Genomic DNA, 14652 nt, shown 5'->3' on the forward strand with positions numbered 1-14652 from the left:
AACTTATCTTATTACTTGCCTCATAAATATTTTTAGGTTGTTTTTTATGTTTTCGAAGCCTTCGCAGGCGGTTTACACCGTTTCACGCCTCAATAGAGAAATTCGCACAATCCTTGAGCAAGGTTTTGCATCTTTAGTATTAACAGGTGAAATTTCTAACTTTATTACCCCTGCATCCGGCCATTGGTATTTTTCGTTAAAAGACGATAAAGCACAAATTAAAGCCGCTATGTGGCGCGGAAACAATCGCAACCAAAGCTACCGCCCTACAAATGGCGCACAAGTTACAGTAAAAGCGCGTGTATCGCTTTATGAACCTCGCGGTGACTACCAGCTTATTGTTGAGCACATGGAACCCGCAGGCGAAGGTCAGCTAAAACAAGAATTCGATGCGCTTAAAATGCGCTTAGCCGCCGAAGGGTTATTTAGCTCTGCTCACAAACAGCCATTACCGCAAAATATTAATCGTATTGGTGTTATTACCTCAGCAACCGGCGCTGCTATAAAAGATATTTTAACGGTACTAAAACGCCGAGCGCCGCAATTAGAAGTAATTATTTACCCTGCCATGGTGCAAGGCAAAGAAGCGCACGTACATTTAATTAATCAAATTGAATTAGCCAATGCCCGTGATGAAGTAGACATACTTATTTTAGGACGCGGCGGTGGATCACTTGAAGATTTATGGTGTTTTAATCACGAACAGCTCGCCCGCGCTATTTTTAAAAGTGAATTACCCATAGTAAGTGCGGTAGGCCACGAAATAGATACAACCATTAGCGATTATGTTGCTGATGTTCGTGCAGCGACTCCATCAGCCGCAGCTGAGCTTGTAAGCCCAAATACGCAAGAGCTACACAACAAAGTAACGCAATTAGTTAATCGTTTATCTAACGCGTTTAAACACGATATTGCCGACAAACGCGCACTAGCAACGCAATTACAACACCGTCTTAATTTGTGTCATCCGCGTAATCAGCTTAGTCAAAAATCACAACGTTTGGACGAGCTAAGCATTGCGCTGCAACAAGCGATGCGTAATCGTTTATACCAACAAGAGCGTACACTCAATAACTTAACACCACGTTTAATGCGCCAATCGCCTGATAAAAAACTCGCTTCAGCAAACCATATGCTCACGCAGTTACAAGCTAGGCTAAAACAAGCTATACAGCATGAGCTACAGCAAGCTAATAATAGCTTAGCATTGCAAGCAAGTAGGTTAGATTCGGTAAGTCCGCTTAATGTTTTAGCGCGTGGTTATAGCATCACTAAAACACAGCAAGGCAACGTGGTTAAATCTGTGAACCAAATTAAAACAGGCGATGTTTTAATTACAGAGCTAGTCGATGGCTCTATAGAATCACAAGTTATACCTATCATATAAAATGGGGAGTACTTAAAGCTCTGTACTTAGCAAAATTTTAAGCTCGCTATCGCTCGATGTGGAGGTAGTGCTTTTAAATTGTTGCCAAAACTCTTGTTTCATCAACTTATCGTTTAGCTCTCGCCATTGATCATTACCAAATGTGTCGTTATCAGTGGGCGCGGCAAATTCAAATTCACATACTGTTTTTTTACATTTTGCACTAATAACATCAGGCATAATTGCCAAGTCAGCTGTTAATAAAAAATCTTGTAATGCCATTTCAGTACGATAAGCCCATTCTTCGTCGCGCGTTTGATTTTCAAATTTATCACGTAAAATCTGCTCAAAATCTGAAGGGCCCCTCATTTGCTTTAAAATACTTTTAACTGTCGCTTTTTGCTCAGCAAGTTGCAGCTTTAGCTGAGTTACTTGCTCTTCTAAAGGTAGTTCATCAAGCATTTGGGTTTCTGAATTGGTTGTAGGCGTATCTTCAGCGGGCTCTATACTAGCGACTTGCTCAGGTACTGCAGAGTCTGCATTTATTAAAACCTCATTACTTTGTTGCTCAGTGTGCAGCTTTTGCTGTTTTTCATAACTTGGCTGCGACTTAACAGACTCTGGATGACTTGAAGCTGTATTAAAGTAGCTCCACGTTAAACCTACCCCCGCAATAAACCCAATCCCTAGAGCTAATAAACTATTCTTGTTCATGTTAATTCCTTTTAAGTTTTATTATTTTTAATTACTTATAGCATCGCACTAGTATGCGATGCGTTTTCAGGTTCTTGCTGCGTTAAAAAGTTTTGGTTCATACTTTGCGCTGGGCACTCACAATCCGGTCGACCAATAATTTTAGCGGGTACGCCAACAGCCGTGGTATGTGGTGGAACATTGCTTAGCACAACAGAGCCCGCACCAATTCGTGCGCCCTCACCTACTTCAATATTACCAAGTACTTTAGCGCCAGCGCCAATTAATACACCCGCTCTAATTTTAGGGTGACGATCGCCCTGCTCATTACCCGTACCGCCAAGCGTTACAGATTGCAAAATTGATACGTTATCTTCAATTACCGCTGTTTCACCAATAACAATACCGGTTGCATGGTCAAACATAATGCATTTACCTACTTTACATGCAGGGTGAATATCGACCCCAAACACTTCAGAGTTACGACTTTGAATAAAGCGCGCTAACTCTTTGCGGTTTTGTTGCCACAAGCAATTTGCCAAACGGTGCGCCTGAATAGCATGAAAACCTTTTAGATTTAATATAACCGTAAGATAGGTTTCTGATGCCGGATCGCGGTCTTTCACCGCTTTAATATCCTCAGCAACAAAAGATAGCATTCGGTCACATTTTACAAATGCTTGGTCGAACAGCTCTCGGATAGTGAATGCAGATACCACCGCATCAGCCAACTTATTAGCAACAATAAAGCTCAATGCCGAACCTAAACAATCATGATTCAAAATGCATGAATAAACATGACTTGCTAATAATGGTTCACGTTTTACTACATCGTTAGCTTCGTCGCGAAGCTGTTGCCAAATTGCATGACGCATAATACTGCACTGCCTTAAGTTGATATAAAATAGCCTTTTCCCAAGTCTAACGGATTTAAAGCCTAAGGTGTTAATCCCTTAGTTATTTGTTCTGGTTATTAGGTATAACTGTTTATTAAGTTTCATTATTAAATAATAAAAATGCCTCGGTGCTTATAGCACCGAGGCATTATTTTAACGCTTAAAAAACACTTAAATTATTGAAATACTTTATCGACTTTCATCACTTCAATATTTTTTGCAGGAATTGCTAATTTGTAATCAGCAATTACTTTATCCTCAGCAACTAGTTCCGCTGGTTTTTTTGTGTTGTAAACCATTGGTGAGGTTTGCTGCGATGCTAAACGTTTTTGCATATCAGCGCCGTCACCAGTAATAAACACATAGTGAACATTGTCTGTTTGTAAGTTTTCTTTAATAACGCGGTTTACATCGGCAACGCTTAGCGTTTTAAGTTTATTAGTTACGTAACTTACAAAGCTATCTGTGTTGTAAAATTCGCTATCAAGCGCGTAACCTAATTGGCGGTTTTGACTTGCTACCATTTGCGGCACAAAGTTAATTAAAAAGTTACGCGTTGCTTCAAAGTCATCTTCGCTCATACCATTTTTAATTAGCTTATCTAGTTCAAACAAGGCGGTACGTGTTGCAAAGTGCGCATCGTTATTAGAGCGAAGTGGGCGTAACCACACTTGAAATATTTGCTCAGAGCGCCCTAGATTTGCATCAGGCTTGGTTTGAAACATACCACGTGGAAAGTATTCAATGTATGCGTAATCGCCGTAGTTCATACCGCGAGTTTCACGAATGCGCTCATATAAAAAGCTGTTAGAACTACGGTGCTCACCAAAGTACGAACGCACAAGCCAAAGGGCTGTCCAGTCTTCGCTACTTCTTATTGTATCAATAGGAAAACCAAACGATACCGCTGTCGATTGCGCTGACTTTTCTACAATAGTTGCATGATGACCTTTAAGCGCTGGCGCATCAGGAATACTTAAACGGCTTTGCTCACCCTTTGGTAGCGTTGCAAAATCGCTCATCATTTTAGCTTTAAGTTTTACAGGCACAGCCCCAATTAAGCCAACCGTGAGTTTTGATTGCGTAAGCTCGCTGTTATAAAACGCTTTAACATCATCCAGCGTCAACGCTTCTAAATCCGAAATATCACCATAGTTGTAGCTTTCGTAAGGGTGATTTTTGTAAAGTGCACTGTATAGCACTTCTTTACCTAGCTCTTCATCGTTAGATGCTTTTAAGCCAGACTTAATACCGTCGATCATTTCTTTTTTAAGGCGTTTAAAGTCGTCATCTCTAAAACCTGGATTTAATAATTGATCGCTCACAAGTGAATACCACTGCGCCGCATTATCTTTATGAATGCGCCCTTGAAACGACAGCATTTCTTTATCTATTTGATAGCCAAAGCTACCCGCAAGCGGATAAAGTGCTTTTTGAATATCTTTATAGCTTGTCGCCTCTGAGCCACCTTGTGCAAGCATAGCCGCAGTTAACGCAGCAACACCTTTTTTGCCTTGAGGGTCGGCAGCCGCGCCGGTATTGAATAAAAAGTTAACATCGATTAATGGCGAGCTATTCGTTTTATCTAGTACTTTAAATACAGGTGCCGCAGGTGCTTGTTCAAGCTTTGCAGTAAGCGCGTTTAAATTAATTTCTTGCTCAAAACCTGGGGCTTTATCAAGTGCCGACATTGTTAATGTGGTACGTGCGTTATCGGTAAAGTATTTATTAGCAACGGCTTTAATATCTGCGCTGGTGATGTTATCTGCCGATTTATACAGCTGGTTTATAACCTCAGGATCGCGCTCAAAATGCATGTAGCTGGCAAGGGTTGATGCAATCGCTTGCGACGAATCTAAGCCATTAATAAAGCTGTATTTAAGATTCGATTTTAAATCACTGAGCTTTTGCTCATCAACAAGCTCAGTGCGTGCTTTTGCATAAGTTCGGTTAATGGCATCGCGTGCAGTGGCTAAATCATCTGCGTTTTCTACTTTAACAAATACGTGCAATAAACCCGGATCTTTAGTCTCTGGGTTATAGGTAAACATTTGGCTGGCAATTTGTTTGTCGACCACTAGCTCTTGATATAAATCTGAATTACTAGAAAAATAAAGCTGTGAGATTAAATCAAGTGCCGCTCTGTCTTTTTTAGCAGGCTCCCACGCAGCGCCTTTGTACGATACAAGTAACCAATGCCCTGGAAGCGCTTCATCTTGCTGGTGCAAATATTTTGGTGCTTGTTGTACAGGCTCTGCTTTAATGTCAGCAACATAGTTACCCTTTTTCCAGCTGCCCCAATGCTTTTTAACCATTGCCATTGTTGCTTGTGGATCTACATCGCCCACAATAACAAGTGACACATACTCAGGCTTATAAAACTTAGCAAAAAACTCTTTACCGTACGCCATTTGATCTGGCATCGCTTCTATGTCTTTAAAAAAGCCCATAGTGGTGTGTTTATACGTGTGCTTATCAAACGCTTCTTCGCGGACAGCGCTTAATAATTTACGAATTGGGCTCGCGTTGTTTTTTAAGTACTCACCTTTAACCGTTTGTGCTTCGGTTCTAAATTGCTCTTCGGTGTAGGTTAAGTTTTGAAAAATATCAGCTTCAAGTTCAAGTACTTTATCAAGATGCTGTTTTGAAAAATTTAAATGGTAGTTTGTAAAATCGTTCGTTGTATATGCGCGGTTATCAACACCTGAATTTTTTAATATGTCTGAATACACATCTTCAGGGTATTTTTGTGAGCCTTTAAACATCATGTGTTCAAAAAAGTGAGCAAAACCTGTTTTGCCCTCTTCAACTTCGTTACGCGATCCAACCGATACCGGAATTTGCAGCGACACTACATCAGGGTAATCGGTTTTAACAACCATGACACGTAAGCCGTTTTCTAGCTCTTCAATTAAATAATCTTGCGAAAAAACACGGTCATCAGCTTTATTTGCTTGTTCTTGTTGTGCTGTTGTTTGCGTGCTTTGGTTTTGTTGCATTGCGCAACCCGTTAATGCCAGCGATACCGCTAAGCTGGTTGCTAATAATTTAAATTTCATTGTTGTCCCTTTTTAAATTGAGCAAATTTGTTGTCAGATTTAACCCATTAATTATGCCCTAAAGCCAATAAATATAAGAGCCCAAAGGGGATTTATTATGTAAACAACTGTGTCAATTACCTATTTTAGAAACTTTTCACTATGAATAAACATCATGTTAGTTGAAAAACTTTCACTAAATAAATCTATCTAGACGTCTAAATGGCTGCTATATTAAATCCATCAAAACAAACTTAGCTGGAATGAGGATTATGGCTTTATCATTAAAAGAAAAAATAGAGGACACCAAACAAGGTGTTTATCTTATTGGTACTACCCCGCCTAAAATTGGCACCGATAAAGCGCAATTAAAAACCATTGCAGAAAAGCTATTAGGTCGCTTACACGAAATTGAATACGACGGCGTAATAATTTACGACATTCAAGACGAAAGCAGCCGAACTAATCAAGATCGCCCATTTCCGTTTAAACAAACCGTTGATCCGCGTGAATACAGTCATTTACTTCGTAATTTATCTGCACAAGATGTGATTACTTATAAAAGTGTGGCGCAGCGTGGCGTAGGCGAATTTAAAGATTGGCTAAGTGAAACTAAAAACGACTACGATTTGCAAAATGTAGTTTTAGTAGGTAGCCCGTCATCGATAGGCGATATAAAGCTAAGCCTGCCAGATGCGTATAAAGCAATGGCTGAGCAATCAGATGATTTCTTTTTAGGTGGCGTTACGATTGCCGAGCGCCATTCAAGCAAACGAAATGAGCACGAACGATTAATAGAAAAAACAGCACAAGGTTGTCGGTTTTTTATATCGCAAGCTGTTTACGACGCACAAGCTACTATAGAGCTAATTACTAGCTACGCGCGAACATGTAAAGCACAAGGTATTACACCTCAACGTATTATATTAACGTTTACCCCGTGCGGCGGCGAAAAAACCTTAGACTTTATGCAATGGTTGGGTATCTCAGTGCCAGAGGCAACTAAATGGCGCATGCTTGATGCAGACAATACATTAAGCGAATCGGTACGTATTTGCCGCGAAAACCTCGACCTAATACTTAAAAGCTGTGCGCACTTAGACGTGCCGCTGGGTTTAAATATTGAAAGCTTAACAAACCGTAAAGAAGAAATTGATGCGTCAATTAATCTATACCGCTTATTAAAAGCAACAATGGAATTAAACCTAGCTGAAAAGCAAATTGCTTAAAGGCTAAGATTAAAACTAGTTCACTCCCCTTCTTGGCAAGCCTTATAGCTTGCTTTTTTGTTTTAGTACGCCGTACCATTTAAGTAATTATTATTTAAGCATAACAAGATGTACCTAAATACAAAGCCATTTAGCAATCTCTTCAAACATGCTTTTTACGGCTATTGGTTTTGAAATATACCCATTCATACCACTATTTTTTGCTTTTAAAAGATCCGTCTCCATTGTATTTGCAGTCATAGCAATAATAGGTAAATCTTTAAACTGTGGTTGCTTTTTTATTTCAATTGCTGCGGTATATCCGTCCATTTTCGGCATTTGGCAATCCATTAATACACCATGATACGTCTTGTGTTTTAGTGCTTCGAGCGCTTCAATACCGTCTGCGGCTATATCTACTAATAGACCATTTGAACGAAGGATTTGAGAGGCAACTTGTTGATTAAGTGGATTATCTTCCACTAATAAAATTTGCACGCCTTGTAATTTTTTTAATAATGAATTTGCTATTGATTTAGTTTGTAGTGTAGATTTTTTTAACGGCTGTTTATTCAAAACCTGCAAAAGCACATTATAAACGTTACTTTTTATAACCGGCTTGATGAGTATCCTACAAGTGTTTTCTTCAAACCCGAGCAGACTTTTATTAAGCGCTTTATTTTCACAAGGCGCAATAATAATGAGTTTTTTTGCATTTATTTTTAGTTTGTCTCGCAGTGATTCTGCTGAACCAATATTTTTTAAATTTAATATTCGCCAATCAATAAAAATAAAGTGATAAGTGGATGAATTAATAAGGGCGTCTAAGGCCTCGCCTGCACTATTTATAACCTCAACATTAACTTTAAAGCCGTTAAGTAACGCTTGTAATGACTGTAACTTGCTACTGGTACTTTCAATGACGAGTGCGCGTTTATTTTCTAATAAAGCAACTTCAAAGTTAGCCTGTTTGGCTGCAACTCCTAGAGGGACTTGAAAAGTAAAACAACTGCCTTTTTTAATCTCACTTTGTACTGAAATCTCCCCCCCCATTAATTCAACTAAAGTTTTACTAATAACTAAACCCAAACCCGTACCACCAAACTTACGCGTAGTAGACACATCAGCCTGAGTGAAAGGTTTGAATAATGATTCAACCTGTGGTGGAGTCATACCAATGCCATTATCAGTTATTGAAAAAGATATATTGTCGTACCCATCATGTTTACTCGTTAAATCTATTGCTAACACAACGGTCCCACGCATTGAAAATTTTAATGCATTATTGAGTAAGTTTAATATCACCTGATTTAATCTTAATGCGTCACCAGTAAAATAATCAGGCAGTTGAGAATCAACATCAAATATCACCTCAATATTTCTCTCAGAGGCTAAACCACTAATCAAATTTACAAGGTTTTCTAAAAAGTGGTTAAAATTAAATTGTTTATTTTCAAGCTCTAACTTGCCCGCCTCCACCTTAGAAAAATCTAAAATATCGTTTATGATCCCTAATAACGATTGCGCTGAATAATGAATTTTTTCAACGTAGTCACGTTGTTTTTCAGATAATTGAGTATCAAGTGCAAGATAAGCCATACCTATAATTGCATTCATTGGGGTACGAATTTCATGGCTCATATTGGCTAAAAAACCAGATTTTGCCTGATTAGCAGATTCAGCCTCTTGTTTTGCGAGTATAAGATCATTTGTTCTGCTTGCTACTTCTTGTTCTAAATTTTCTGCAGCATTTTTTAGCACTTCATTAGCTTCATAAAGCTGTAAAGACTTTTGTTCTAATAACTTTTCAGCCTCTTTACGCGCACGTCGCTCTCGTTCCAGCATTCTTTGTAAAAGCGCTGCATCCATAATTAACCAACCAAAGTTAGAGTGAAAGTTGCTACTTGGTGATTATCGCTAATATCACTATCTACATGAATGTTTTCACCAAAGTGATTTGCAGCACCTTCTATAAGCCCATCAGCTAAAAGTGCAAACGGGTTACTTGACTGATAAAACATTTGCATTTGAGTGCGACTTAAACGTTTGGTTTGAAAACTGGGAAGCTCTGCATTGCTGTATAGCTTTTTAACTTCAACATGGACATGCCTGTCTATCGTATCTAAAAAATCAAACGTGTTTGTTAAATCTTTAAAAAAATAAGGGTAGTAAATTACAAAGCGACTTAACAGGTATTTGCCATATTCTTTAAGCAGCACAGTTATTGGCAAATTAACACACGCGCTTAGTGAGGTAATTAATTTTACAAGTTCTTCCTTATTATAATTACCAACACTGGTATATGCCCCTTTAGAGTCAAGATCATTGAGTTCTATTATTTGGTCAGCCACCTCTGCAGAAAAGTGATTTTCAACCATTTCTAAAAACTCAGTGAAAATAATACCTTTCATCAAACCGCCTCATTTTTTACTTTTTAATAAGTATAGTTTTAAACCAGAAAAGTACACATTTTAAAAGAGATAGAATTTTAACTCCCTAGGGCATGTTGACCTTTGTGGATCAAAATGTATTTAATTTAGGGACAATTTAATCACTGAGTTTTAACCCAAGTTATTATTTATTTAATGAAGTCGGTGTTTTAAATAGTTCAGTATAAAATGTGAGAATTTACTAAATGGTGGGGTAGGATTTCTATAGATTTTATTCATATTTTGCTTTACAAACCTTGTCGCTATTTTTTAGTAAAGGCGAAAATGGGGCACTAAATACCCCATAACCTTTAGCTATTATTTACGACGTCGGCTTGGTTCTCTTTTGCCTGTAATGCGTTTTTTATCGCGATCTTTTCGCGACTTGTTGGTGTTTTTACGATTATCTTTTGGCTTTTTATTAGGATCTGGCTCGTAACCTTCTAACCACTGCGGCGTTAAACGCGTATCGAGTAGTACTTCAATTTCTTCTAGCAGCCATTGCTCATCAAGACTTACCAGCGACATAGCAAGTCCTTGCTCACCAGCACGACCTGTACGGCCAATACGGTGCACGTAATCCTCGGCAATGTACGGTAGTTCAAAGTTAATTACGTATCTAAGTGTAGAAATATCTAAACCACGCGCGGCTACATCGGTTGCAACAAGTACGCGTGTAATACCTTCTTTAAAGTTTTGCAATGCACGGTCGCGTGCGCCTTGCGATTTATCGCCATGGATCGATTCGGTTTTTAAACCGTCTTTACACATTTCTTTAGCGAGCTGATCGGCCATTTGTTTTGTGCGCGTAAAAATAAGCACTTGGCGCCAGTTTTTCATGCCAATCATATGCGATACAAGTTCGCGCTTACGATCCTCATCTACAGCGTAAATAACTTGCTCTACTTCAACCGCGGCTGAGTTACGTTTATCAACTTCAATTAGCTCTGGGTTTTTAAGTAACTTTTTACTGAGTTCAAACACGCTGTCATCAAACGTAGCTGAAAAGAGTAAAGTTTGGCGATCGCCAGGAATATGGCGCAATATGCGTCTAATTTCATCAATAAATCCCATATCAAGCATGCGGTCTGCTTCGTCAAACACTAAGGAGTCTACGCTTGAAAGTACCACACTGCCTTTAACTATATGATCAAGTAAACGCCCTGGCGTTGCCACTATAACTTGAGCTGTTCTAAGAGCTTTTATCTGAGGGCCGATACTTGCGCCACCATAGGCTAAAGCACCATTAATATTAGTACCTTGTGCGTACTTTTCAAAGCTGGCAAATACTTGCTGAGCAAGCTCTCGTGTTGGCGTTAAAATTACAACGCGGGCAATGCCTGGTTCATCTTTTTTAGGGGTATTCAAAAGCTTATGCAACAAAGGTAAAACAAACGCGGCTGTTTTACCCGTACCTGTTTGCGCGCTGCCCATTACATCACTTCCGGCTAAAATAGGCGGAATAGTTTTAATCTGAATTGCGGTAGGTTGAGTGTAATTATTTTGCTCAATCGCTGTTAATAATAACGGGTCGAGATTAAGTGATGAGAACGTAGTGGCAGACATAGGCTTAGCTTTAAAATAACAAAGAGCGCTATTGTACGCATATTACTGTACTGCGTAAATTAACCAGTCCAGAAAAGTATTTAATCGTGGTTGCTCACTTTCGCTTTAGCGCTAAAAACCCAATAAAAAAGGCGCTAAATAACAGCTGTATTTAGCGCCTTTTATAATTTTTTGTAGATTTAAGCTGGCTTTAGCGTTGCTTTACGTTCATTGTAAAACGCAATTAAATCGTCAACCGTTGCTTGGCAGTATTCGCGAATACCCGAAACCACCATATGCTTTTCACCACTACCCACTTTAACGCCGTTTTCTAACAAGTTAAAACGTAGTGTAATTTTTCCACGTTTGCCTGCGTACTCAAAACTTGGCTCTGCAAATTCAAGTGTCGGCGCTGTAATATCAACATTATCAAGATTGATAAGCATTGATTCGTAAATTACCATTGGACGCGCAGGGTTTATCATCACCCCTTGCTTACCCATTAATGGAATAATTACATGCGGAAAAGTAGTACCAGAAAACTCAACATAATTTTTTATTAGGCTATTAGTCAGTGTTGGGCATTGGCTGGTTTTACCTTTGCGCTTTACCTTTAAAATAACTTTTTCGCCATTGGTTACATCAAACTCATCAGCTCCCTCAGGGAAGTTAAGTTTGGTGTTTTCATCAACCATACCGGCAAAAGTAAATTCCATTTGTTCACTAATACCGTAGCGGTCTAGTACCAATGAAAAAAGTAAGTCTCCTGGCGCGCAAAACTTTTTTGCATCTTTGTCGTGGAGTGGATTGTAATCATCGGCAACAAACTTGGCAAAACGACAACCTTGCTCACGAGAGATAGAAACATAATCAGCGTGCTGCTGAAAAAAAGGACTTAACATAGTGTGTTCACTGCTTAAACTGCTTATAACCTGCCCATACTACCAGAAAAAAAATACTGAGAGGTCGAATCTGTTAGATTAGCTAATAATCCTAGCTATATTTTTTCCTAAAGCACTGGATTCTATGAGAAGCCTTAAGGGAAAATTTAAGTGTAATGACATAGGTTGGATAGAACAAAGCTAAACTCAACGATAAAAGAACCTATCAACTTATTTCGAAACTATGTGTTAAAAAGTGGTTAAAAGTCACAAAATCAGGTGTTAATAAAAATTATTACACCGATATTCCCCCCCTGATGTTTGAAATTGAACTAGACACTTACCACTTTTTAAAATTTGCAATTAATAACTAGTCGTCCACCTCAAGGTGTGTTGTTATATTTCACAGCTTTCCCCATGCTCTTTTGCAAACCATTCGTCATATATTAAGTAGTGCTTACTTTTTTGAAGCTTAAACCTTTTTTCATCAATTTTATTTTTTCACGCTTTGCACACAGAGCCAATTTTTCATAAATCATTGAAGTATTTAGGTTATAAAACGCTAAAGCAGTTTCCTTAGGTTGATGCCCAAAAGTTTTTTACAGTCTCGTTTTACTAGTGGAATCAAAACGGCTTCGCAATATAATTCAACTTCAGAGTATCTCTGTGCTTTTTGGAAGTAAGGAATGATTTTAGTGTAACTTGAGTAAGGATAACCAGCTTGTATTGCCATGCTTGGTAATACTTGTTGTAAGAGCTCGATTGCACTATCGAAGTTTTTATCTTTTGCAAATGCAGTAGCACTTTTTAAGTTCTCCGAAATATCCATAATCGCATGACTCTCCGTGAAATATAACGCTCTGTTAATGGGAAAAATTATGTTGGCTAAAATGTGAAGCGAAACCAAGCCAAGCCAACGTAATTTTGTCCACTTTAAACAGTTTGTTAGGGTTACACTTAGTTAATTATTTACAAAGAATATTGATAACACAAAGACAATAAAAAGTGAGATACGTAACCGACGACACCATTTAAACTTTGACCACTCATTTTCAAGAATGTGTTTTGTGCAACCATTTCCTTTTGTAAATGCCTCGTGTGCTTCAGTTAAACAAAAATTTGTTATACCGATTTCCTTTTTGTCTCTAGCTAATCGTGCAGCGAAGCCCATGTAAAAATAAGTCTCAATAAACCCTACAACTAAAGTACAAATGATAATCCCTATCTGGAACAGCATATTCGAGTAACCCTAACGCTTTGCTAAGCGGCTAAGTAAATTTGCTATAATGCGCGGAGCACGAGCAAACTGTAAGTGTCCGTTTGAGCAACTTCTTATAACTAATTTGCAACCCAAACTAAGATACCTTCTTGCTCTTTCTTATATTTCAATTTACTTTCACCGATAAGAGTACAAGTCATATTTTTTCCGACTTGTAACATTTCTGCGCCTTTTGAATACTCAAGGTCGGCATAATAACAAAACTTTGTTTCATCAATATTCTTCTTTTGGGCTTCAATTGGTTGACTCGTATCAGCAAAAGACAGTGGGGCAAATGCCATTAATAAGATAGTGATTGCTTTTTTCATCGAACTACTCCTTTAGTAGATTTTAGTTATAACGCCCATTTAAGGGGCTGATAATTGTTTGCTAAAATGTGTAGCGAAGCGAAACCGAGCCAACTGTTTTTGTTCCGTTTGAAGTGCTTGTTAGTGTTACTTACGACCAGTTAAGAATTTTCGATGAGAAGACTCCCAATAACTTTGATTTTCTTTGTCATGCGACAACTCATATATTGATAAATCATCTATATTTAACTGGTGCATGTTGTAGCACATGTCGCCATAAACTATTGTGATCTTAGCTGTGTTTGTGTCGTATTTATTTAAAGTAAATTCGATATGACTGGAGGTTTCGTCATATGGGAGTCTATTTATCCCTAAGCTAGAATGTGAAACTACAGATTTATTTTTTCAGATCGTCATGTGCGCAGTATCTATTTTAATTTTATTGTAGCTAGTCGGAATAAACATGCGGACTACATTAAGATTTTGATTCCCTAGAAAGTTAGTGTCTATCACGTCAAACTTTAATTTAGACGTAATTTTAATTTGTTCATGCTCTGGTATCAATTCAGGTAATGCGCACGATGCTTGCCCTTCAAAAGAGCAAAAAATAGTTATTATAAAAAATAGAATTGAATACTTCACGACCACCTCGGTAACACTAACGCTGTTTTAAGCGGCAAATTGCAGTTGGCTGAAATAAGTGAGGAACGAACAAAAAGCCAACTGTAATTTGTCCGTCTTGAAAACCTTTGTTATGTTTGCACTACTTCCATGGAATCCATGACTTTGGCGCATGACCTGTTACCGCTACTTTTAAAAACAATAGGAAGCAATAAGGAGCTGCCAGCATACCGAATACAGACCTAAAATCTAGGATATTGAGAGTGATTTCACCACTCTCAAATAACGCAAATAGCAAACTACTAAACGCAATAAGTGCACAAATGATAAATATTATTGCTAAAGAGCGAATAAACAAATTAACTTTTTCTCCGTTCCATGGTGCTTCCATAAAACCTCCTTGTAAACA

General features: G+C 38.3%; 13 protein-coding genes. 2 read left to right on the forward strand and 11 right to left on the reverse strand.

The window, feature by feature from the left end; genetic code table 11:
- The first annotated feature begins 46 nt into the window (after positions 1-46).
- Positions 47-1387, forward strand: coding sequence for an exodeoxyribonuclease VII large subunit (gene xseA, locus P20652_RS06265; RefSeq protein ID WP_008170180.1), 1341 nt, complete (start codon positions 47-49; stop codon positions 1385-1387).
- 12 nt (positions 1388-1399) lie between these two features.
- Here the strand turns inward: xseA and P20652_RS06260 are convergent, their stop codons facing one another.
- The 3 genes from P20652_RS06260 to P20652_RS06250 form a co-directional block, all read right to left on the reverse strand.
- Positions 1400-2080 carry a hypothetical protein gene (locus tag P20652_RS06260; protein ID WP_008170182.1) on the reverse strand — a complete coding sequence of 227 codons (681 nt, stop codon included), beginning with the start codon at positions 2078-2080 and terminating at the stop codon, positions 1400-1402.
- 35 nt (positions 2081-2115) lie between these two features.
- A complete protein-coding gene (gene cysE / locus P20652_RS06255; protein WP_008170184.1) occupies positions 2116-2934 on the reverse strand; it encodes a serine O-acetyltransferase in 819 nt (272 codons plus the stop codon).
- 197 nt (positions 2935-3131) lie between these two features.
- Positions 3132-6014, reverse strand: coding sequence for a pitrilysin family protein (locus P20652_RS06250; RefSeq protein WP_008170185.1), 2883 nt, complete (start codon positions 6012-6014; stop codon positions 3132-3134).
- A 251-nt stretch (positions 6015-6265) separates the two neighbouring features.
- Here P20652_RS06250 and P20652_RS06245 point away from each other — a divergent pair, with 251 nt between their 5' ends.
- Positions 6266-7222 (forward strand): methylenetetrahydrofolate reductase, encoded by a 957-nt coding sequence (locus P20652_RS06245; protein ID WP_008170187.1) that lies wholly within the window; start codon positions 6266-6268, stop codon positions 7220-7222.
- Positions 7223-7336: 114 nt separating this feature from the next.
- Here P20652_RS06245 and P20652_RS06240 read toward each other — a convergent pair whose 3' ends face one another.
- From P20652_RS06240 to P20652_RS18565, 8 genes are all read right to left on the reverse strand, one after another.
- A complete protein-coding gene (locus tag P20652_RS06240) occupies positions 7337-9070 on the reverse strand; it encodes a response regulator (protein ID WP_008170189.1) in 1734 nt (577 codons plus the stop codon).
- Positions 9071-9072: 2 nt separating this feature from the next.
- Positions 9073-9612 carry a heme NO-binding domain-containing protein gene (locus P20652_RS06235; RefSeq protein ID WP_008170191.1) on the reverse strand — a complete coding sequence of 180 codons (540 nt, stop codon included), beginning with the start codon at positions 9610-9612 and terminating at the stop codon, positions 9073-9075.
- 336 nt (positions 9613-9948) lie between these two features.
- Complete coding sequence (locus P20652_RS06230) at positions 9949-11196, reverse strand: DEAD/DEAH box helicase (RefSeq protein WP_008170192.1); 1248 nt, start codon at positions 11194-11196, stop codon at positions 9949-9951.
- A gap of 179 nt (positions 11197-11375) precedes the next feature.
- On the reverse strand, positions 11376-12077 hold the full coding sequence (locus P20652_RS06225) for a DUF3581 domain-containing protein (RefSeq protein WP_008170194.1): 702 nt from the start codon (positions 12075-12077) through the stop codon (positions 11376-11378).
- 541 nt (positions 12078-12618) lie between these two features.
- Positions 12619-12885 carry a hypothetical protein gene (locus P20652_RS06220; protein ID WP_008170196.1) on the reverse strand — a complete coding sequence of 89 codons (267 nt, stop codon included), beginning with the start codon at positions 12883-12885 and terminating at the stop codon, positions 12619-12621.
- A gap of 509 nt (positions 12886-13394) precedes the next feature.
- On the reverse strand, positions 13395-13643 hold the full coding sequence (locus tag P20652_RS06215; protein ID WP_008170198.1) for a hypothetical protein: 249 nt from the start codon (positions 13641-13643) through the stop codon (positions 13395-13397).
- A 384-nt stretch (positions 13644-14027) separates the two neighbouring features.
- Positions 14028-14264, reverse strand: a complete 237-nt coding sequence (locus P20652_RS18560) for a hypothetical protein (protein WP_033017641.1) — start codon at positions 14262-14264, stop codon at positions 14028-14030.
- A gap of 121 nt (positions 14265-14385) precedes the next feature.
- A partial coding sequence (locus P20652_RS18565) for a hypothetical protein (protein ID WP_237707132.1) occupies positions 14386-14652 on the reverse strand: 267 nt, incomplete at its 5' end.

The sequence above is a fragment of the Pseudoalteromonas sp. BSi20652 genome (assembly GCF_000239855.1).
GTDB lineage: Bacteria > Pseudomonadota > Gammaproteobacteria > Enterobacterales > Alteromonadaceae > Pseudoalteromonas.

Excerpts from the sequence above, each read along its gene's own strand:
- xseA (WP_008170180.1), top strand. The coding sequence starts at position 47 with ATGTTTTCGAAGCCTTCGCAGGCGGTTTACACCGTTTCACGCCTCAAT.
- P20652_RS06260 (WP_008170182.1), bottom strand. The coding sequence starts at position 2,080 with ATGAACAAGAATAGTTTATTAGCTCTAGGGATTGGGTTTATTGCGGGG.
- cysE (WP_008170184.1), bottom strand. The coding sequence starts at position 2,934 with ATGCGTCATGCAATTTGGCAACAGCTTCGCGACGAAGCTAACGATGTA.
- P20652_RS06250 (WP_008170185.1), bottom strand. The coding sequence starts at position 6,014 with ATGAAATTTAAATTATTAGCAACCAGCTTAGCGGTATCGCTGGCATTA.
- P20652_RS06245 (WP_008170187.1), top strand. The coding sequence starts at position 6,266 with ATGGCTTTATCATTAAAAGAAAAAATAGAGGACACCAAACAAGGTGTT.
- P20652_RS06240 (WP_008170189.1), bottom strand. The coding sequence starts at position 9,070 with ATGGATGCAGCGCTTTTACAAAGAATGCTGGAACGAGAGCGACGTGCG.
- P20652_RS06235 (WP_008170191.1), bottom strand. The coding sequence starts at position 9,612 with ATGAAAGGTATTATTTTCACTGAGTTTTTAGAAATGGTTGAAAATCAC.
- P20652_RS06230 (WP_008170192.1), bottom strand. The coding sequence starts at position 11,196 with ATGTCTGCCACTACGTTCTCATCACTTAATCTCGACCCGTTATTATTA.
- P20652_RS06225 (WP_008170194.1), bottom strand. The coding sequence starts at position 12,077 with ATGTTAAGTCCTTTTTTTCAGCAGCACGCTGATTATGTTTCTATCTCT.
- P20652_RS06220 (WP_008170196.1), bottom strand. The coding sequence starts at position 12,885 with ATGGATATTTCGGAGAACTTAAAAAGTGCTACTGCATTTGCAAAAGAT.
- P20652_RS06215 (WP_008170198.1), bottom strand. The coding sequence starts at position 13,643 with ATGAAAAAAGCAATCACTATCTTATTAATGGCATTTGCCCCACTGTCT.